The organism is Cupriavidus numazuensis, assembly GCF_905397435.1.
In the GTDB taxonomy this organism is placed as follows: domain Bacteria; phylum Pseudomonadota; class Gammaproteobacteria; order Burkholderiales; family Burkholderiaceae; genus Cupriavidus; species Cupriavidus numazuensis.
In genome coordinates this window covers 80,103-100,965 of sequence record NZ_CAJPVI010000013.1, presented here as the reverse complement: position 1 = coordinate 100,965, position 20,863 = coordinate 80,103, and the positions used below count along the sequence as shown (strand labels likewise).

The 20,863-nt window shown below is 66.0% G+C and carries 15 protein-coding genes; 11 read left to right on the top strand and 4 right to left on the bottom strand.

The features are described 5' to 3' along the window. Position 1: 1 nt before the first annotated feature. The 3 genes from KHO41_RS12635 (at position 2) to KHO41_RS12625 (ending at position 4,724) form a co-directional block, all read left to right on the top strand. Positions 2 to 1,711 carry a CocE/NonD family hydrolase gene (locus tag KHO41_RS12635; RefSeq protein ID WP_211953621.1) on the top strand — a complete coding sequence of 570 codons (1,710 nt, stop codon included), beginning with the start codon at positions 2 to 4 and terminating at the stop codon, positions 1,709 to 1,711. A gap of 318 nt (positions 1,712 to 2,029) precedes the next feature. After that, positions 2,030 to 3,199: an MFS transporter gene (locus tag KHO41_RS12630; RefSeq protein WP_211953620.1), complete on the top strand. Its 1,170-nt coding sequence runs from the start codon at positions 2,030 to 2,032 to the stop codon at positions 3,197 to 3,199. 67 nt (positions 3,200 to 3,266) lie between these two features. Further along, entirely contained in the window at positions 3,267 to 4,724 is a 1,458-nt protein-coding gene (locus KHO41_RS12625) for a PQQ-dependent sugar dehydrogenase (protein WP_211953619.1), read from the top strand. Between the two features lie 21 nt (positions 4,725 to 4,745). On the opposite strand, the gene KHO41_RS12620 is transcribed toward KHO41_RS12625, so the two are convergent. After that, on the bottom strand, positions 4,746 to 5,924 hold the full coding sequence (locus KHO41_RS12620; RefSeq protein ID WP_211953618.1) for a BamA/TamA family outer membrane protein: 1,179 nt from the start codon (positions 5,922 to 5,924) through the stop codon (positions 4,746 to 4,748). Positions 5,925 to 6,130: 206 nt separating this feature from the next. Here KHO41_RS12620 and purT point away from each other — a divergent pair, with 206 nt between their 5' ends. Further along, a complete protein-coding gene (gene purT / locus KHO41_RS12615; protein ID WP_211953617.1) occupies positions 6,131 to 7,336 on the top strand; it encodes a formate-dependent phosphoribosylglycinamide formyltransferase in 1,206 nt (401 codons plus the stop codon). Between the two features lie 9 nt (positions 7,337 to 7,345). Here the strand turns inward: purT and KHO41_RS12610 are convergent, their stop codons facing one another. Then, entirely contained in the window at positions 7,346 to 8,659 is a 1,314-nt protein-coding gene (locus KHO41_RS12610; protein WP_211953616.1) for a mechanosensitive ion channel family protein, read from the bottom strand. An 89-nt stretch (positions 8,660 to 8,748) separates the two neighbouring features. Continuing rightward, positions 8,749 to 9,990, bottom strand: coding sequence for an HD-GYP domain-containing protein (locus KHO41_RS12605; RefSeq protein WP_211953615.1), 1,242 nt, complete (start codon positions 9,988 to 9,990; stop codon positions 8,749 to 8,751). A gap of 222 nt (positions 9,991 to 10,212) precedes the next feature. On the opposite strand from KHO41_RS12605, the gene KHO41_RS12600 reads away from it, so the two are divergent. The 4 genes from KHO41_RS12600 to KHO41_RS12585 all read left to right on the top strand — a co-directional run bounded on the left by KHO41_RS12600 (position 10,213) and on the right by KHO41_RS12585 (position 13,729). Beyond that, positions 10,213 to 10,506, top strand: coding sequence for a putative quinol monooxygenase (locus tag KHO41_RS12600; RefSeq protein ID WP_211953614.1), 294 nt, complete (start codon positions 10,213 to 10,215; stop codon positions 10,504 to 10,506). A gap of 106 nt (positions 10,507 to 10,612) precedes the next feature. Continuing rightward, on the top strand, positions 10,613 to 11,617 hold the full coding sequence (locus tag KHO41_RS12595; RefSeq protein ID WP_211953613.1) for a cysteine synthase A: 1,005 nt from the start codon (positions 10,613 to 10,615) through the stop codon (positions 11,615 to 11,617). A 74-nt stretch (positions 11,618 to 11,691) separates the two neighbouring features. Further along, complete coding sequence (gene pdxR / locus KHO41_RS12590; protein WP_211953612.1) at positions 11,692 to 13,152, top strand: MocR-like pyridoxine biosynthesis transcription factor PdxR; 1,461 nt, start codon at positions 11,692 to 11,694, stop codon at positions 13,150 to 13,152. A 139-nt stretch (positions 13,153 to 13,291) separates the two neighbouring features. Next, complete coding sequence (locus KHO41_RS12585; protein ID WP_211953611.1) at positions 13,292 to 13,729, top strand: carboxymuconolactone decarboxylase family protein; 438 nt, start codon at positions 13,292 to 13,294, stop codon at positions 13,727 to 13,729. A gap of 42 nt (positions 13,730 to 13,771) precedes the next feature. On the opposite strand, the gene prpR is transcribed toward KHO41_RS12585, so the two are convergent. Then, positions 13,772 to 15,763 (bottom strand): propionate catabolism operon regulatory protein PrpR, encoded by a 1,992-nt coding sequence (gene prpR, locus KHO41_RS12580; protein ID WP_211953610.1) that lies wholly within the window; start codon positions 15,761 to 15,763, stop codon positions 13,772 to 13,774. Positions 15,764 to 16,017: 254 nt separating this feature from the next. Between prpR and prpB the strand changes: the two genes are divergently transcribed. The 3 genes from prpB (at position 16,018) to acnD (ending at position 20,849) form a co-directional block, all read left to right on the top strand. Then, positions 16,018 to 16,926 (top strand): methylisocitrate lyase, encoded by a 909-nt coding sequence (gene prpB, locus KHO41_RS12575; RefSeq protein ID WP_011297971.1) that lies wholly within the window; start codon positions 16,018 to 16,020, stop codon positions 16,924 to 16,926. A gap of 41 nt (positions 16,927 to 16,967) precedes the next feature. Then, positions 16,968 to 18,122, top strand: coding sequence for a bifunctional 2-methylcitrate synthase/citrate synthase (gene prpC, locus KHO41_RS12570; protein WP_211953609.1), 1,155 nt, complete (start codon positions 16,968 to 16,970; stop codon positions 18,120 to 18,122). A gap of 114 nt (positions 18,123 to 18,236) precedes the next feature. Next, entirely contained in the window at positions 18,237 to 20,849 is a 2,613-nt protein-coding gene (acnD, locus tag KHO41_RS12565) for a Fe/S-dependent 2-methylisocitrate dehydratase AcnD (RefSeq protein WP_211953608.1), read from the top strand. Positions 20,850 to 20,863: the final 14 nt, after the last annotated feature.

Sequence of the window (20,863 nt, the reverse complement as noted above, 5' to 3'; positions counted from 1 at the left end):
CATGCAAATCGATTGGGATGTCGAAATCCTCATGGACGACGGCCTGGTAGTCCGGGCCGACGTTTTCCGGCCGGAAGAGGAAGGCCGCTATCCGGTGCTGATGTCGTACGGACCCTACGCCAAGGGCCTGCCCTTCCAGGCCGGGTTTCCCGCGCAATGGCAGTCACTCACCGCGAAGCACCCGGAAGTCCTCAGGGGCAGCAGCGGCAAGTACGCGAACTGGGAAACTGCAGATCCGGAACGATGGGTGCCGCTGGGCTACATCTGCATTCGCGTGGACTCGCGCGGCGCCGGCCGATCGCCCGGCGTCATTGATTCGTTCTCCCCGCGCGAGGCGCAGGATTTTCACGATTGCATCGAATGGGCGGCGCGGCAGCCCTGGAGCAACGGGAAGATCGGGCTGGCCGGTGTGTCCTATTACGCCGCCAGCCAATGGATCGTCGCGGGAAAGCGCCCGCCGCATCTGGCGGCCATCTGCCCGTTCGAAGGGTTCAGCGATTTCTACCGCGACGTCGTCAGGCACGGCGGGATCCTGAATACCTTCATGACGGAGTGGTATCCGATGCAGGTGACCAATGTGCAGCACGGCCTGGGTAGCCGCGGGCATGTGAACCCCAACAATGGCGTGCCGATTTCCGGACCGGCGGAACTCAGCGACGAACAACTGATGGCCAACCGCGTCGACATCGATGCCATGCAGGTCGGCTCGGAACTCATCTCGGCGGACTACTTCGACGGCAGACGCGCCGACCTGGCGGCCGTCGAAGTGCCTGTGCTCTCGTGCGGAAACTGGGGCGGCCAGGGCTTGCACATGCGCGGCAACATCGAGGGGTACCTGCAGGCCGGGTCGAAACAGAAATGGCTGGAGATGCACGGCCTGGAGCATTGGACCGAGTTCTATACCGACTATGGGGTTGCGCTCCAGCGCCGGTTCTTCGACCACTTCCTCAAGGGGGAAGACAACGGCTGGGACCGTGAGCCGCCCATCAAACTGCAGGTGCGCCACACGGACAAATTCGTCGAGCGCGCCGAATTCGAATGGCCTTTGGCCCGCACCGCGTGGACCCGCATGTATCTGAACGCGGACACCCTTGCATTGCAGCCGGAACCGGGGAACGCCACATCGATTCAGTCGTTCGATGGACTCAACGGCAACGCAAGTTTCAGCACGGCGCCGTTTGAACGCGACACAGAAGTGACCGGCCCGCTGGCCGCAACGCTCTATATCTCGTCGACCGCCGCCGATGCCGACCTGTTCCTGACGGTGCGCGCCTTTGCGCCGGACGGGAAGGAGCATCTCGTGCTCGGTTCCGTCGAGCCTCATGCTCCCATCACGCAGGGCTGGCTGAGGGCGTCTCATCGCAAGCTGGATCGGCAGGCTTCCACGCCCTACCAGCCCGTGCATGCGCACGACGAACTCCAGCCGCTTGTGCCCGGCGAAGTCTACGAAATCCACGTCGAAATCTGGCCCACCTGCTTCGTGTTTCCCAAGGGCTACCGGCTCGTGCTGACGGTGGGCGGCTCCGACTTCCAGCATGACCTGCCGGGCCCTCATCCCCGCCTGTACGGCAAGGAACTGCGGGGTTGTTCCGTGATGCTGCACGACCATCCGACCGACAGGAGCGAGGAGCGATTCGGCGGCGTGACGTCCCTCCATTGCGGCGGTGAATACGCGGCGCACATCTTGCTGCCTGTTATCCCGGCGACCTGACCAGTCGTCCACAAGGAGCGATCAGGAGGCGATTGTCTGGCCGCCTTTCGGTGAGGCGCTTGGGCGGCACCCGCGGCGACCTGGCCGATAGCCGCACAAGACATGCGCCCCCGCCCGCCAGGCGGTTGTGCTTCACATTGACACCCGCCTGGCCACCCCCTACGCTGGCTTCACCCGGTGAATTCAGCACCTGCTTAATCTTCAGGCCGATCCGCGAGATGCCGCCGGGACAACAATAACGACCCGAGACACCCCGCCGTGCCATCCCGCTTCGACGCGCTCCGCCCTGCGCTCCCCATCCTTCTGGGCGCCTCTGTCATGCTGAGCCTGGCCATGGGCCTACGCCAAAGCCTGGGCATCTTCATGCCGCCGCTGACCAGGGACATCGGCATTTCGGTGTCTGACTTCACGGTGGCCATTGCCGTGCAGAACCTGGCGTGGGGGCTGCTGCAGCCGTTCGCCGGTGCGTGGGCCACGCGTGTTGGCTTCCGGCCGCTGATGATGGGCGGCTCGCTGCTCTATGTGATCGGGCTGGTGCTTCTGGCGACATCGCATGGGCTGGTCGGCGTCACGCTTGGCGCCGGCGTGGCCATTGGCGCGTCCATGGCCTGCACGGGCAGCGCGATCTCCATGGCCGTGGCGGCACGTCCGGTACCGGCCGCCATGCGCAGCACCGTGCTGGGACTGGTGTCAGGGGCCGGTTCGCTGGGCGCGCTGATTGCCGCGCCGATTGGCCAGGTCGTGGCGCAATCGTTCGGCTGGCGCACCGGCGTGGCCGCGTTCGTGCTGCTCGCGCTGGTCATGCTGCCCGCGGCCTGGTTTGCGGGCCGCGTAGACCGGCTGCCGCTGACCGTGCCGCAAGGTGCCGGTCAGGACAACGCGCGCCAGGCCCTTGGCTCCGCGTTGCGCCACGTCCCGTTCCTGGTCATGGCGATGGCGTATTTCGTCTGCGGCATGCAACTGGTGTTCCTGACCACGCACCTGCCCTCCTACCTCGATGTCTGCGGCATGGACCCGATGCTGAGCGCGAAGGCGCTCGGCGTCATTGGCGGCTTCAACGTGCTGGGCAGCATCTTCTTCGGCTGGGCCGGCGGGCGCGTCAACAAGCTGTTGCTGCTCGGCTGCATCTACACCATCCGCTCGCTGGCGCTGACGTGGTATTTCTCGTCGGCACCAACGCCGACGAGCACGCTGGTCTTCGCCGCCGTGATGGGCTTCCTGTGGCTCGGCGTGGCACCGCTGGTCGCAGGCTGGATCGGCGAGACCTTCGGCCTGCGCTGGCAGGCCATGCTCGGCGGCATGGCGTTCTTCAGCCACCAGATCGGCAGCTTTGTGGGTGCCTTCGGCGGCGGCCTGGTGTATGACGCGCTGGGTTCGTACACGCTGGCCTGGCAGGTGGGTGTCGGGCTTGGGCTGACGGCGGGCATCGCGCAAATTGCGTTTGCCGTGGCCACGCAGCGGCGGCCGCCGGCGCTGGCTGCCACGTGAGGTGATGGTGTGATTTCCACGGCGTCGTGAACTAGTCTTCCTTGGGAGACCCCAAGGGAGCCGCCTCATGACACGTGCGCGAATCGGCATCCGGCATGCCGCCCTGCTGGTGATCGCCTTCGTCCTGGCAGCCTGCGGCGGCAGCGCACAGGTGTCGCTCAACTTCGGCACGCCGCCCGCCAGCGCACTGGCTGTCGTCATCAATGGCCTGCCCTCGGGCGCTGCCGGCGACGTGACCGTGAACGGGCCAGCCGGCTTCCGGCAACGGCTGGGCAGCAGCGCCACGCTGTCGGGCCTGGCGTCCGGCACCTACACCGTGGTGGCCGGCAATGTCCTCGCCGGCTCGATGAACTTCCTTCCCCAGCCCGCCACGCAGCAAGTCACTGTCGGCAACGGCACGGCTAGCGTCACGGTCACGTACGGCACGTCGCGGCCCTTCGCGCTGGCATTGCAGGAAGTGGCAAGCGGGCTCTCCGTACCGGTATTCCTGACGGCACCGACCAATGACCCGCGGATATTCATCGTCGAGCGCGCGGGGCGCATCCGCATCCTGCAAGGCGGCGCGTTGCTGGCCACGCCGTTCCTCGATATTTCCGCGCTGACCACGACGGACGGCGAGCGCGGCCTGCTGTCGATGGCGTTCGATCCCGCCTATGCGGCCAATGGCCGCTTCTACGTCTACTACACCGACACGTCAGGCAACATCACGATCGCGCGCTACCAGGTGTCGGCATCGAACGCCAATGTCGCGGACCCGGCCGCGACGATCCTGCTCACCATCCCGCATCCGAACTTCAGCAACCACAACGGCGGGCTGGTGGCGTTCGGGCCAGACGGCATGCTTTATCTGGGTACCGGCGATGGCGGCGGCAGCACGGGTGACCCGGCCGGCAATGCGCAGAATCTCGGCTCGCTGCTCGGCAAGCTGCTACGCATCGACGTCAGCCAGGGCCAGCCTTACACGATTCCGTCTGGCAATCCGTTTGCGGGCCAGCCAGGGCGTCGCGGCGAGATCTGGGCCAGCGGCCTGCGCAACCCGTGGCGCTTCGCATTCGACCGCACTGATGGCACGCTCTACATTGCCGATGTGGGCCAGGACCAGCGCGAGGAAATCGATGTCGTGACGGCTGCGTCCGGCGGCCAGAACTATGGCTGGAACCGGCTGGAGGGCTCGGCCTGCTTCGGGGCGCCGACCTGCAGCCCGGAAGGGACGACACTGCCGCAACTCGAATACAGCCACGATGCCAATGGTGGCTGCGCCGTCGTAGGTGGCTACGTGTACCGTGGCAACGCCATGCCACCGCTGCGCGGCCGCTACCTCTATTCGGACCTGTGCAGCGGCTGGCTGCGCTCGTTCGCCTTCCGCGACGCGGCCGCGGAACAGCTGGACTGGGGCATCACCATCCCCGGCAGCGTGCTGTCGTTCGGCATGGATGCTCAGGGCGAGATCTATGTGCTGGCCGATCCGACCACATCGGCGGGCAGCGGCAAGGTGTATCGCATCGTGCAGCGCAACGCACCGTAAGCGTTGCACCGACGCGGCGCCTCAATGCCAGGCGCTGCCGACCTGGATGTAGAAAGCGTTCTGGCCCTGGCTGTGCGCCACGTCGATGCCCATGGAAACGCCAAGCTTGCGCGCAATCATGTAGCGAAAGCCCGCCCCGACGCTGTAGACATTGCTGGCATCGGAAAAATCATGCCAGCGGCCGTAGGCCTTGCCGGTTCCCGTAAAGCCGAGCAGCGACCAGCGTGGCGTGACATCCCAGCGCAATTCCATTTCCGCCATGACAGCATTGCGGTCCTGGTAGCGGCCTTTCTGGACGCCGCGAAGATCCACGTAAGGCTGCGCGTAGAACGGAACATCTCCGGTGGAAAAGCGCGTGTCGGCGCGCAGGCCGAGGATCAGCGTGCGCGCCACCGGTATCCATGTGAAGCCGCGCGCGTTGTACATATTGAAGGTCTGCGTGCTGCCGAAGCCTGAACGGGCCAGCTGCACTTCGAATTCCGCATAGCTGCCGCGGCTCGGGTAGAAGATGTTGTCGCGCGAGTCATAGTCGATGACGATGCCGCCTTTGCCGATGCGCTGTTCCTTCTCGATGCTGCCCAGTTCCTGCGCGTTGCCAAACTTGAACGTGGTCGACGAATCGAACAACACGTAGCGCGGCCCGACATACCAGCGCGTGTCGCCAAGGCGGACCAGGAACTGCTGTACCAGGAAGGTCCCGCGCAGTTCGTAGGCGCGCGCCTGGTTCAATACGCCGAAATAGTCGAGCTGGGCATCCACCTGGGCGATGGCCCCGAGATAACGGTAGCGGTCGCCATCCCACGTGTGAAAATGCGCGAGGCCAGCTGCCCAGGTGCCGTTTTCGGTATATGCGCCGCCCACCGCGGTGATGTTCGGCGGCGCGGGCCCCTTGCCGGAGGCCTTCGCGCTGGCCTGGGCTTCCGCCATCGATTCGGAGAAGAAGATCAACCCGAGTCCGAGGCCATAGCCCACCGCAGGTTCGGTGATGATGGCTGGTACCGGCAGCGCGCCCTTGTGGTTGAGCAGGAAATCGCTGGCGTCGAGCATGCCGTCTTCGGGATCGAAGAATGACAGCTTGCGTTCCGGCGCCGCCACCGTGGGCGGCGCATCCTGCGCCTGTGCCGTGGCCCATGCCGACAACCCCAGCGCTGTCAGCAGCGCAGCCAGTATGTTCCGGACGGATGTTGGCGCGGGTCTCATGCGGGATTGGCGTCGAGCTGGATTCGTTGTTGCCGAATGTATCGCGGGATGCCCACCGCGAGCAGTGTGCCGTCATGAAACTTTTCGAGCCGTGAATTCAGCAGCATGACTATTGTCTCCGCGACGCCGAGGCGGGACACGCGTGAAAACGGGCGTCGGCCTGCACTACAATGCGGGCTTTCCCCGCCTCACGAGCCACGACGCCCATGACCACCATCGGAACCCCCCTCTCCCCTTCGGCCACCAAGGTCATGCTGCTCGGCTCCGGCGAGCTCGGCAAAGAAGTGCTGATTGCGCTGCAGCGGCTGGGCGTCGAAACCATTGCCGTGGACCGCTACGAGAACGCACCGGGCCAGCAGGTGGCCCACCATGCGCGCACCATCGCCATGAGCGACCCGGACCAGCTCAAGGCGCTGATCGAAGCGGAAAAGCCGCAGCTGGTCGTGCCCGAAATCGAGGCCATTGCCACGCCGATGCTCGAAACGCTGGAAGCTGCCGGCGTCGTACGCGTGATCCCCACCGCGCGGGCCGCGCGCCTGACCATGGACCGCGAAGGCATCCGCCGCCTCGCGGCCGAGACGCTGGGCCTGCCGACCAGCCCGTACAAGTTCTGCGACTCGCTCGAGGAACTGCAGGCTGCGATCGATGGCGGCATCGGCTATCCGTGCGTGGTCAAGCCGGTCATGAGCAGTTCGGGCAAGGGTCAGAGCAAGATCGACGGGCCCGAAGGCGTCAAGGCGGCCTGGGACTACGCCATGGCGGGCGGACGCGTGAGCCACGGCCGCGTGATCGTCGAAGGCTTTATCGACTTCGACTACGAAATCACGCTGCTGACGGTGCGCGCACTGGGCGCTGACGGCAAGGTCGAAACGCAGTTCTGCGCCCCGATCGGCCACGTGCAGGTCAGCGGCGACTACGTCGAAAGCTGGCAGCCGCACCCGATGCATCCTGCAGCGCTTGAAACGGCGCAGCACATTGCGCGCGCGGTCACGTCGGACCTCGGCGGCCAGGGCCTGTTCGGCGTGGAGCTGTTCGTCAAGGGCGAGCAGGTCTGGTTCAGCGAAGTCAGCCCGCGCCCGCACGATACCGGCATGGTCACCATGGCCACCCAATGGCAGAACGAGTTCGAGCTGCATGCGCGCGCCATCCTGGGGTTGCCGGTCAGCACGGCGCTGAAGAGCCCGGGCGCCAGCGCCGTCATCTACGGCGGCGTGGACGCCGAGGGCGTGGTGTTCGACGGCGTGGATGCGGCCCTGCGCGTGCCGCAGACCGAGGTGCGCCTGTTCGGCAAGCCGGAGAGCTTCGCCAAGCGCCGCATGGGCGTGGCGCTGGCCTATGCCGATGACATGGACACGGCGCGCCAGCGCGCGAAGGAAGCCGCCGCGTGCGTCAAGCCGCGCGTGGCTGGCTGAGGCTGAGAGCTACCGCATCGGCGTCGATAGCTGCACGGGCGGCGCCGCCTGTGCAGCCACGACCTGCGCCGCGGCCAGCACGGGGTTGAGGCGCACGCCGCTGAGGTCGGCGCCGGACGGCGCCTGGTACAGGCGCAGGCTCAGCTCGGGCAGGATCGCCAGCAGATGGTCGAAGATGTCGCCCTGGATGCGTTCGTAGTCCATCCACGCGGTCAGGCGCGTGAAGCAGTAGACCTCGACCGGAATGCCCTGCGAATCTGCCTCCATCATGCGCACGTTGAGCAGCAGTTCCTGATGGATTTCAGGGTGCGCCTTCAGGTAGGCGATGCCATAGGCGCGGAACGTGCCGATATTGGTCAGGCGGCGGCGGTTCACCGGATCGCTCCCGGCTTCGATCAGCAGCCGGTTGGCCTCGTCGACCTCGGACTGTTTCTGTTCCAGGTAGTCGTGCAGCAGCCGGAAGCGCATCAGCGCGTGGACTTCGTCGTCGCTCAGGAAGCGCACACTGCCGGCGTCGATACGCAAGGTCCGCTTGATGCGCCGGGCGCCCGATTCGAACATCTGCCGGTAGTTGCGGTAGCTTTCCGAAAACAGCTTGTAGGTCGGCACCGTGGTCACGGTGTTGTCCCAGTTCTGCACCTTGACCGTATGCAGCGCGATGTCCTTGACGTAGCCGTCGGCGTTGCATTGCGGCATCTCGATCCAGTCGCCAATGCGCAGCATGTCGTTGGACGTGAGCTGGGTGCTGGCCACCAGCGACAGCAGCGTGTCCTTGAATACCAGCAGCAGGATCGCCGACAGCGCGCCCAGGCCCGACAGCATCCACAGCGGCGAACGGTCGATCAGGATCGACAGCACCAGCACGCCGCATACCAGCCACAAGCCCAGGCGGCCCACCTGCACATAGCCCTTGATCGAGCGCGTCTGCGCGCGCCTGGTGCCGGCAAAGACGTCCTGCCAGGCACCGAGAGCGCCAGCCAGCATCGTGAAGATGCAGATCCACGTGCCCGCATGCGTTACCCGTTCGATTGCCTGCGCATAGCGCCCGATATTCGGTACCTCGCCCGCGCCCACGGTGATGACGGCAAACCAGACCGCGTAGCCAAAGCGCCGGTACACCCGGTGGCGCATGAGCGCCTTGCTCCAGTGGCCATTGCGGGCGATCACGAGCAGCCGGTGGGCAACGCGCGACACTACCCTGGCCACCAGCCACTGGGCCACGGTGGCAACCAGTATCAGGATCGCCATGTAGGCGAGGTTCTGCGCCCACGGCCGGGTGGGCATGTATCGCTGGATCAGGTCCGGCAGGGCATCGAAGTCCATGAATGGCGGAATTGGGGGCTGACTCAGTCGTACAGTGTACAAAACGTGCGGGCCAGCCCCGGCCCGGCCATGACGGCAGCCCGTGCCGGCTAGGCCGCCGGCATCGCCATGGCTGCTGCCGGCGCCGTGCCAGCCTGCCCCTGGCCGGCGTAGATCGCCAGCAATTGCTCGTCGGTATAGCCCCAGTCGGCCGGGTCTTCGAATGCGACCACGGTGTCGTCGCTCACTGACAGGTCGATGACTTCCGGCGTCAGCGCGCTCGATGCCGACACCGAGTGGAACGCCATCACGCGCGGCCGCAGCGGCTCGGATTCATGCTGCGCGCACACCACCGCCAGCCGGTTCGAGCGCAGCCTCAGCACTGTGCCAAGCGGATAGATGCCCACGGTGCGCGTAAACGCCTTGAACACACGGCTGTCGAACAGCGTGTCGACGCGCACCGCCATGTACTCCATGGCGCGCGCCGGCGACCATTGCTGGTGCCCCGGACGGCTGGAAGTCAGTGAGTCGTACGTATCGCAGATCGCGGCAATCCTGGCGTGGACGCTCAGCTCCCGCCCGACCAGCCCGAATGGATAGCCGCGGCCGTCCACGCGCTCGTGGTGGTGCACGCAGACATCGAGCACGATGTTGGCGTTCAGGCGCGCCTCGTTCAGGATGCGGTAGCCGGCCGACGGATGGCGCTTGATCTCCTCGTCCTCGCCCGGCCTGCGCGAGGTGGGCTTGTGCAGCACGGCCTCGGGCAGGGTCAGCTTGCCGATGTCATGCAGCAGGCCCGCCAGGCCGAGATCGCGGACCTCTTCGGGCGGCAGCTCCATCGTGCGGCCAACGGCCACCATCAGCGCGCACACGGCGAACGCGTGCATGTAGCTGTAGTCGTCGCGCGCCTTGAGCCGCGCCAGCGCGATCAGCGCCTGCGAATGCCGCGACAGCGACTGCGACGCCGAATCCACCAGCAGCAAGGCCCCGCTGACCTCCAGCGCGCGTCCCATGCGCACATCGGCAAACATGGAGCCGATCACCGATTTGCCCGACTGCAGCAGTTCGCGTGCCAGGCCGAACTCTGCCTGCAGGCTATTGGCGGCCGCCGGCGCGGGCTCCGGATCCTCGGTCTCCCATGGGCTGGTCGCCGCCTGCGGAGTCGGTGCATTGCGCCCCTTGAGGATGTCAATCCAGACCTCCTCGACGCCAGAAGACCGGATCTCGCCGACCTGATCCTCACTGGTGACCAGGAACCGCGACCGCCGGAAAGCGCGCGCGCGCCACGGTCCGCCGAGTCTGGCCACGAACATGCCGACCTGCAGTTGCTCCGCCTTGATTCGTCTCAACATGCAATGCCCCGTATGAAAAGGTGCCTGGTTCTCGGCCCCATATCGGCATCGGCGGCCCATACTTTAGGAAAAATGTGACTTCAGGAACCGACCGGGCGGCCGCTGTCAAGCGGCGGGGAAATCCCGGACACGCTCGTCGGGCATTCCGGGGTCCGTGCCGGGCGCGGCTACAATGGCCCGCCAAACGCTTACCAGACGCTCGCAGACGCTCGCCGGTCATCCATGTCCAGAACGTACACGCTAGTCGGCATCGCCCGCGCCAAGGCCAACCACCGGGATGCCCTGGTGACCAAGCTCGATTCGCTGCGCACGCGCGGGCTGACCGAGCCCGGCTGCCTGAACTACCACGTCGGGCAAGACGCCGAAGACGCCCAGGTCTTCGTGGTCTACATGGTCTGGGACTCCCGCGGCGCCCTGGAATCGCACCTGAACCGCGAATACGTGCGTGACTTCCACGCCACGCAGCAGGAACTGGTCGAAGGCGATTTCCGCTTCCGCTGGCTGAACGCCGCTTGAGGTAGGTGCCGGCGCCCTGCGCGTCACCTGTCTTGTCAATCTCCCCTGCCCGGTCTATCACTCTGGAAGACGCCCCATGCCACGCGGGGCGCTGCAGGAGTGCGCCATGGATGTCAGGGATGGTTTTGTCGGCACGGTCGGGCATACACCGCTGATTCGCCTCGGCGGGCTGAGCGCCGAGACGGGATGCGACATCTATGGCAAGGCGGAATTCCTGAACCCTGGCGGTTCCGTCAAGGATCGCGCGGCGCTCTATATCATCCGCGATGCCGAACGCCGCGGCACGCTGCGGCCGGGCGGCACGGTCGTGGAAGGCACCGCCGGCAATACCGGCATTGGCCTTGCGCACATCTGCGCAGCGCGCGGCTACCGCTGCATCGTCGTCATTCCCGACACCCAATCCCCCGAAAAGATGGAGCGCCTGCGCATGCTCGGAGCCGAGGTACGGGCTGTCCCGGCAAAGCCGTACGCCGACCCCGACAACTACCAGAAGATCGCCGGCAGGCTTGCCCAGGAAACAGCAAACGCCATCTGGGCCAACCAGTTCGACAACCTCGCCAACCGCCAGGCGCACTACGAAACCACCGGCCCGGAAATCTGGCACGACGCCGCCGGCCGCATCGATGCCTTCGTCTGCGCCACCGGCACCGGCGGCTCGCTGGCGGGCGTTTCACGCTTCCTGAAGGAGCACGGCCCGCATGTGCGCATCGTGCTGGCCGACCCGTACGGCAGCAGCCTGTACAACTTCGTCAAGCATCGCGAACTGAAATCCGAAGGCAATTCGATCACCGAGGGCATTGGCTCCAGCCGCATCACGGCGAACCTGCAGGACACCGTGATCGACGACGCCGTGCGGGTCGACGACAAGACGTGCGTGGACATGGTCTACCGCCTGCTGCGCGAGGAAGGGCTCTTTCTCGGCGGCTCGACCGGCATCAACGTTGCCGCTGCCGTCGCGCTCGCGCGCGAGATGGGGCCCGGACATACCATCGTCACCCTGCTCTGCGATCGCGGCGACCTTTACTTCGGACGGCTCTTCAATCAGGATTGGCTCGCCGGAAAGGGGCTGGCGCCCGCGCCATTCGCACGTGTAGTGCCGCATGCGGGCTAGCAAGGCAGCCGGCCCGCCCGCTCTGGCGGCCACCTGGCCGGCGCCCTGCGTCTCCGCCTGCGAACCAGACCTGCATGGACGTACACCTGACAATCCACGGCCGCCAGAACCTGGCCGGCCAGCTCTATCGGCAGCTTCGCGCCGGCGTGATGGACGGCCGCCTGGCGCCCGGTCAACGGCTGCCTTCCACGCGCGAACTGGCCCTGCAGCTCGGCGTCTCGCGCAAGACCACGCTCGACGTGTTTGAACGGCTGATTGCCGAGGGCTATCTGCGCTCGCGCGCCGGCGATGGCACCTTCGTCGCGGACGCCATGACGCGGCTCTCCCCGCCGCCCACCAAGCCGGCCACCTCGCCCGCGACAGGGTCGATCTGGGACGAGATCGACGACGCGCTGCCAATGACACGCACGGAGGCCCCGCCCGACTATGACTTCGTCGGCGGCGTCACCGACAAGCGCCTGTTTCCGTTTGACCAGTGGCGCCGCTGCGTGAGCCACGCGCTGCGGATCCAGGCACGCGGCCGCGGCGCCTACCACGATCCGGCCGGAGAACAGGAGCTGCGCCTTGCCGTGGCGCGCTACCTCGCCTTCAGCCGCGCCGTGGTCAGCCACTGGCAGGAAGTGATCATCACGCAGGGCGCACAGCAGGCGCTGGACTTGCTGACCAGGGTGGCCATCCGGCCTGGTGAAGTGATTGCCATGGAAGACCCGGGCTATCCACCCGCACGCATCCTCTTCGCCGCCCTCGGTGCGCGCGTGGTGCCGGTGCCCGTGGATGAGGAAGGCTTGATTGTCGACGCTCTGCCGCCGAATGCGCGGATGGTCTATGTCACGCCGTCACACCAGTTCCCGCTGGGCATGCCCATGAGCCTGGAGCGCAGGCTGGCCTTGCTGGCATGGGCCCAGCAACACGGCGCGCTGGTGGTGGAAGACGACTACGATGGCGAGTACCGCTTCGAAGGCCGGCCCATGGAGTCGCTCAAGAGCCTGGACACCGCCGGCGTGGTGGCCTACGTGGGCACCTTTTCCAAGACCATCTTCCCCGAACTGCGCGTGGGCTATGTCATTCCGCCCGCGCCGCTCGGCACCGCGCTGCGCCGGGCCAGGCAGGTCAGCGACTGGCATAGCTGCACCATGACACAAATCGCACTGGCGAAGTTCATGCTCGATGGCTACTTCGCCAAGCACTTGCGGCGCATGCACAAGGAATACGCCGCACGGCGGGCCGCATTGCTGGAACGTCTGCGTGGCGATCTGGCGCAATGGTTCACGCCGCTCCCATCCGCCGCGGGCATCCACCTGGTGGCCGCAATCCGTGCGCCGCACGATGAAGCCGCCGTGATCAGGATGGCCGCCAGCGGATCGGTCGGCCTTTATGGCACCGCCGGCATGTTCGCCCGCGCAGCACCGCGCCCGGCGCTGCTGTTCGGCTACGGTGGCATCGACGTCGCCGGAATCCAGGCCGGACTCGGCCGACTGGCAGATGCGCTGTCCAGCCTCCGGGGACGGGCTGAAGGACCGCTGAGACAGGGCTGACCGTGGGGGGGTTACTGGTTACCTAAAAATCGTAGAAATCGGCCATTTTGCATAGCCAGTCCACGTCCTACTCTTGTTCCCATGGCGGCACCGTCCGGCGCCGCACAACAGACCCCGAGATACCGAACAGGAGCAAGCAATGCAACAACGTCTGGATTTCTACAAGGCCAGCCCCGCCGCCATCAAGGCCGTGATGGCACTCGAAGAGCAGATTGCGAAGAGTGGGCTGGACAAGCCGCTGGTGGAGCTGGTGCGCCTGCGCGCCTCGCAGATCAACGGCTGCGCCTACTGCATCGACATGCACACCACCGACGCGCGCAAGGGCGGCGAAGACGACCGCCGCCTGGCGACCGTGTCGGTGTGGCGCGAGACCCCGTTCTTCACCGATCGCGAGCGCGCCGCGCTGGCGTGGACCGAGGCCGTGACGCTGGTGTCGCACGACCACGTGCCCGATGCGGCCTGGGAAGCGGTGCGCCCGCATTTCGACGATGCGGAGCTCGTCAACCTGACATTGCTGGTGGCCGCCATCAACACCTGGAACCGCTTCGCGATTTCGTTCCGCAAGACGCCGGCCTGATGCCGGTTTCCACAGTTCCGGCCCGGCGATAACGCCACCTGCTCAGGCAGCCCGGAGCCGGCGCCACAGCGTGGTCGGGCTGATCCCAAGGATGTGGCAGGCCGCGTTGCGGTCGCCACCGCACTCGGCCAGTACGCGGCGGATATGCTCGGCTTCGCTGGCCTGCGCAACACCGGCCAGCGAACGGCTGACGCGACGCTGGCGGCCACCGCGCATGGGTTCCTGCCCGGGCTCGTCCACGGTAATTGCCGCATCAGGCATGGCGCCCAGGTCATCGCCAAACAATTCCGGGACCGCCGCCTGCAACTCGCGCAGCAATTCCGCCGGCTCCAGCGGGCGACCGGCGACCAGCACCGCGATACGCTCCGTCACGTTTTCCAGTTCGCGGATATTGCCCGGCCAGTGATAGCCCGCCAGGCGGGCGCGGGCCACTTGCGGCAAGCCTTCGTGATCCTCAAGCCCCAGCCGTTCGAGCGCGCGCCGGTAAAGCAGTTCGGCCAGCTCAGGCAGGTCCTCCGCGCGCTCGCGCAGCGGCGGCACTTCGATGCGCAGGATATTCAGCCGGTAGTACAGGTCCTGCCGGAAGGTCCCCTCGCTGACACGCTGCACCAGGTCCCGGTGTGTGGCGGCGATCACGCGCACATTGACCGGCACAGCTTCCAGGCCGCCGATCGGCAGCACCTGCTTTTCCTGCAGCACGCGCAACAAACGCGTCTGCAGTGCAGGCGGCATATCGCCGACCTCGTCGAGGAACAGCGTGCCGTTGTGGGCGGATTCGAACAGGCCTGCCTTGCCGCCACGCCGCGCGCCGGTGAAGGCACCCTCTTCGTAACCGAACAGTTCGCTTTCCAGCAGCGTCTCGGGAAACGCCGCACAATTGACGGCCACGAACGGGAACGCGCGGCGCGGGCTCGCGTCGTGCATGCCCTGCGCCAGCACCTCCTTGCCGGTGCCGCTCTCGCCGCCGATCAGCACCGTCGAGTCGACTGACGCATAGCGCCGCGCCAGTTCGCGCACGTGCGTCATGGCGGCCGACGTGCCGGCCAAATCCTCGAGGCTGTAGCGCACACCCGGCAGGCGCGTACGGCTGCGCGAACGCAGGTTGCGGTCCACGCGCTGGATGGCCGTCGCGTCCTGCAGTGTCAGCAGCGCGCCCGTGGTGCCGGACTCATTAGCCAGCGGGATACGGTTGACCACGACCATCCGGTCGCCCACCTTCTGGATCGCTTCGAGTTCCTTGGCGCCGGTCTGGATCACGTCGTCCAATGACAGCCCCGGCGACAGCGACTGTAGCTTGCGCCCGACCGCACTAGCGGCAGGCGTGCCGAGGAAGCGCTCCATCGCCGGATTGAAGGACTGGATGCGACCTTCGCCATCGACGGCCGCCACGCCCTCGTTCAGGTGCGCGAGGATGTTGTTCACGTAGTCGCGCCGGCCGGACTCGATGCGCCGCAGGCGCGCCGCTTCGATCGCGTCCTCGAGCGCCATGCGCACGGAGTTGCCGGAATACAGGAACACGCCGATCAGGCCGAGGCGATCGGCCAGGTCCGTCACCAGCCCGGGACCGACCACCACCTTCACGCCCTCCTGCTTGAGCGTCTGGACGCGCGCGGTCGCATCGTCCTCCGTCAGGTAGGTGTAGGCGGGAATCGACAGCGAGAACGCGCGCGTGAATTCATCCACTTCGGCGTAGGTGGATGCGTGCGTCACCAGCGCCACATTGGGCGAGATACGCCGCGCGGTCGCCAGCGCACTCATCACATCGAAGCCCGTGACCTTGACCAGCACCACCGGCACATCCACATGCTGGCGCAGGTAGGCGCCATTGGAGCCGCCGGACACGACCACGTCGAGCTTGCCCTCGCGCGCCTCGCGGCGGATCGCGTCGGCTGCGGAGTCATAGGCGCGCCCGACGATGCGGAACTCCGCAAGGTGGGAATAGGCGGGGATCAGTTCGGCGAAGGCGCGTTGCAGGCGGCTGATGCCTAGCGCCCAGATACGCGGCAGGCCGGGGGTAGAAACGGTCGGTGGCATGGTGCTTGAGGCGGAGAGTGCCGCTATTGTGCGCGCCAGCCGCTTGAATTTCAATGATGAAATTCGAATTGCCAGCCTGAAATGCAAAACAGGGATGAAAACGATGAAACGGCGCGGAACCAACCACCCTACGCATTAAAAAATACAATCAGATCAATAGGTTATTGGTCATCCACGGCCTCGCTCGATGCCCTGGCATAGCGCTTGCAGTAATGGCCCCGTTCATTCCTTGCCTGAAACGAGACACCGCAACCATGACCTATTCCGCATCCGACCTGGCCCGCTCCGCTGGCGCCCGCTTCCGCCAGGCCCTGGCCGAAGAGCACCCGCTGCAGGTGGTGGGCACCATCAACGCCAACCACGCCCTGCTGGCCAAGCGCGCCGGCTACCGCGCGATCTATCTGTCGGGCGGCGGCGTGGCCGCGGGTTCGCTCGGCCTGCCTGACCTGGGCATCTCGGGCCTGGAAGACGTGCTGATCGACGTGCGCCGCATCAGCGATGTGTGCGATGTGCCGCTGCTGGTCGATGTCGATACCGGCTTCGGTTCGTCGGCCTTCAACGTGGCCCGCACCACCCGCTCGCTGATCAAGGCTGGCGCCGGTGCCATGCACATTGAAGACCAGGTGGGCGCCAAGCGCTGCGGCCACCGTCCGAACAAGGAAATCGTCACGCAGACCGAGATGGTCGACCGCATCAAGGCCGCCGTTGACGCCCGTACCGACGAAAACTTCGTGATCATGGCGCGTACCGACGCGCTGGCCGTGGAAGGCCTGGAAAGCGCCATCGAGCGCGCCGTGGCGTGCGTCGAAGCCGGCGCCGACGCGATCTTCCCGGAAGCCATGACCGACCTGGCCATGTACCGCAAGTTCGTGGACGCGGTGAAGGTGCCGGTGCTGGCCAACATCACCGAATTCGGCGCCACGCCGCTGTTCACCACCGACGAACTGGCCGGCTCCGGCGTGTCGATGGTCCTGTACCCGCTGTCGGCCTTCCGCGCGATGAACAAGGCCGCCGAGAACGTCTACACCGCTATCCGCCGCGACGGCACCCAGAAGAATGTGGTCGAGACCATGCAGACTCGTGCTGAACTGTACGAAAGCATCGGCTACCACGCCTACGAACAGAAACTCGACGCCCTGTTTGCCCAGGGCAAGGCCAAGTAAGGCCACCCACCTGTCGACCCGTACCTCACAAGGAGACCCAGATGTCCGAAGCACAAGCGATCGCCACCCCGAAGCCCAAGAAGTCCGTTGCCCTGTCGGGCGTGACCGCCGGTAATACCGCGCTGTGTACCGTCGGCCGTACCGGCAACGACCTGCACTACCGCGGCTATGACATCCTGGACGTGGCCGATGCCTGCGAATTCGAGGAAATCGCCCACCTGCTGGTCCACGGCAAGCTACCGAACAAGGCCGAACTGGCTGCGTACAAGACCAAGCTGAAGTCGCTGCGCGGCCTGCCCGCCAACGTCAAGGCTGCCCTGGAATGCGTACCGGCCTCGGCCCACCCGATGGACGTGATGCGCACCGGCGTGTCGGTGCTGGGCACCGTGCTGCCCGAGAAGGACGACCACAACACCCCGGGCGCGCGTGACATCGCCGACCAGCTGATGGCCAGCCTGGGTTCGATGCTGCTGTACTGGTACCACTTCAGCCACAACGGCCGCCGCATCGAAGTGGAAACCGACGACGACACCATCGGCGCCCACTTCCTGCACCTGCTGCACGGCAAGAAGCCGTCCGCGCTGTGGGAGCGCGCCATGCACACTTCGCTGATCCTGTACGCGGAGCACGAGTTCAATGCCTCGACCTTCACCGGCCGCGTGATCGCCGGCACGGGCTCGGACATGCACTCGGCCATCTGCGGCGCGATCGGCGCGCTGCGCGGTCCGAAGCACGGCGGCGCAAATGAAGTGGCCTTCGAGATCCAGAAGCGCTACGACAGCCCGGACGAAGCCCAGGCCGACATCACCCGCCGCGTCGAGAACAAGGAGGTCGTGATCGGCTTCGGCCACCCGGTATACACCGTGGCCGACCCGCGCAACCAGGTCATCAAGGAAACCGCGCGCAACCTGTCGAAGGACGCCGGTTCGATGAAGATGTTCGACATCGCCGAGCGCCTGGAAACGGTGATGTGGGACATCAAGAAGATGTTCCCGAACCTGGACTGGTTCAGTGCCGTGAGCTATCACATGATGGGCGTGCCGACCGCGATGTTCACGCCGCTGTTCGTGATCGCCCGCACCTCGGGCTGGGCTGCGCATATCATCGAGCAGCGCATCGACAACAAGATCATTCGTCCGAGCGCCAACTACACTGGTCCGGAGAACCTGACGTTCGTGCCGATCGAAAAGCGCTGATCTGAACAAGCGCCCTGCGGCAAACGCGCGCCGTCCCCGCGAAAACGGGGACGGCGCGCGATACCGGACCAGGATATTCCCTTGGCTCCTGCATTACCCAGAATTCCCCACGCCATGAACACTGCACACCGCAAACCACTGCCGGGCACCAAGCTGGATTTCTTCGACGCGCGCGAAGCCGTCGAGGCAATCCAGCCCGGTGCCTATGACAAGCTGCCCTACACGTCGCGCGTGCTGGCCGAGAACCTCGTGCGCCGCTGTGACCCGGCCACGCTGACCGATTCGCTCAAGCAGCTGATCGAGCGCAAGCGCGAACTGGATTTCCCGTGGTTCCCTGCGCGCGTGGTATGCCATGACATCCTTGGCCAGACCGCGCTGGTGGACCTGGCCGGCCTGCGCGACGCCATTGCCGACCAGGGCGGCGACCCCGCCAAGGTCAACCCGGTGGTACCGGTGCAGTTGATCGTCGACCACTCGCTGGCCGTCGAATGTGGCGGTTTCGACCCCGATGCGTTCGCCAAGAACCGCGCCATCGAAGATCGCCGCAACGAGGACCGCTTCGACTTCATCAACTGGACCAAGAAGGCCTTTGAGAACGTCGACGTGATCCCGCCGGGCAACGGCATCATGCACCAGATCAATCTGGAGAAGATGTCGCCCGTAATCCATGCGGACAAGGGCCTGGCCTACCCCGACACGTGCGTGGGCACCGACAGCCACACGCCGCACGTCGACGCGCTGGGCGTGATCGCCATCGGCGTGGGCGGCCTGGAAGCCGAGAACGTCATGCTCGGCCGCGCCTCGTGGATGCGCCTGCCGGACATCGTCGGCGTCGAGCTGACCGGCAAGCGCCAGCCTGGCATTACCGCCACCGACATCGTGCTGGCCCTGACCGAATTCCTGCGCAAGGAAAAGGTCGTCGGCGCCTATCTCGAATTCCGCGGCGAAGGCGCCTCGAGCCTGACGCTGGGCGACCGCGCCACGATCTCGAACATGGCACCGGAGTATGGCGCCACGGCCGCGATGTTCTTCATCGACAACCAGACGCTGGACTACCTGCGCCTGACCGGCCGCGAGGACGAGCAGGTCAAGCTGGTCGAGACCTACGCGAAGACCGCCGGCCTGTGGGCCGACACGCTGAACAACGCCGAGTACGAGCGCGTGCTGAAGTTCGACCTGTCGAGCGTGGTGCGCAACATGGCCGGCCCGTCGAACCCGCACAAGCGCCTGCCGACTTCGGCACTGGCCGAGCGCGGCATCGCCGTCGACCTCGACAAGGCCAAGGCGCAGGAAGCCGAAGGCCTGATGCCCGATGGCGCCGTGATCATCGCCGCCATCACGAGTTGCACCAACACCAGCAACCCGCGCAACGTGATTGCCGCCGCTCTGCTCGCGCGTAATGCCAATGCACGTGGCCTGACCCGCAAGCCGTGGGTCAAGTCCTCGCTCGCGCCGGGATCGAAGGCCGTTGAGCTGTACCTGGAAGAGTCGAAGCTGCTGCCGGATCTGGAAGCGCTGGGCTTTGGCATCGTCGCGTTCGCCTGCACGACCTGCAACGGCATGTCGGGCGCGCTGGATCCGAAGATCCAGCAGGAAATCATCGACCGCGACCTGTACGCGACCGCTGTGCTGTCGGGCAACCGCAACTTCGACGGCCGCATCCACCCGTACGCCAAGCAGGCTTTCCTGGCCTCGCCGCCGCTGGTGGTGGCCTACGCCATCGCCGGCACGATGCGCTTCGACATCGAGCGCGATGTGCTGGGCACGGACAAGGAAGGCAAGCCGGTGTACCTGAAGGACATCTGGCCCACCGACGAAGAGATCGACGCGATCGTCGCCAAGTCGGTGAAGCCCGAGCAGTTCCGCAAGGTCTACGAGCCGATGTTCGCGATCACCGCGCAAAGCGGCGAGCCAATCAGCCCGCTGTACGACTGGCGCGCGCAGAGCACGTACATCCGCCGCCCGCCGTACTGGGAAGGCGCGCTGGCCGGCGAACGCACGCTGCAGGGCCTGCGTCCGCTGGCAGTGCTCGGCGACAACATCACGACCGACCACCTGTCGCCGTCGAACGCGATCCTGGCCAACAGCGCCGCGGGTGAATACCTGGCCAAGATGGGCCTGCCGGAGGAAGACTTCAACTCCTACGCAACCCACCGCGGCGACCACCTGACCGCGCAGCGCGCAACGTTCGCCAACCCGACGCTGATCAACGAAATGGCTGTGGTCGATGGCCAGGTCAAGAAGGGTTCGCTGGCACGTGTCGAGCCGGAAGGCAAGGTCGTGCGCATGTGGGAAGCCATCGAGACCTATATGGACCGCAAGCAGCCGCTGATCATCGTCGCGGGTGCCGACTACGGCCAGGGCTCGTCGCGTGACTGGGCGGCCAAGGGCGTGCGTCTGGCGGGCGTGGAAGTGATCGTCGCCGAAGGCTTCGAGCGCATCCACCGCACCAACCTGATCGGCATGGGTGTGCTGCCGCTGGAGTTCAAGCCGGGCGTGAACCGCCTGACGCTGGGCCTGGACGGCACCGAGACCTACGACGTGACCGGCGAGCGCCAGCCGCGTGCCGACCTCACGCTGGTGATCCACCGCCGCAACGGCGAGCGCATCGAAGTGCCCGTGACGTGCCGCCTGGACAGCGACGAGGAAGTGTCGATCTACGAAGCCGGCGGCGTGCTGCAGCGCTTCGCGCAGGACTTCCTTGAATCCGCGAAAGCGGCTGCTTAAGGTAGCGAGATAAG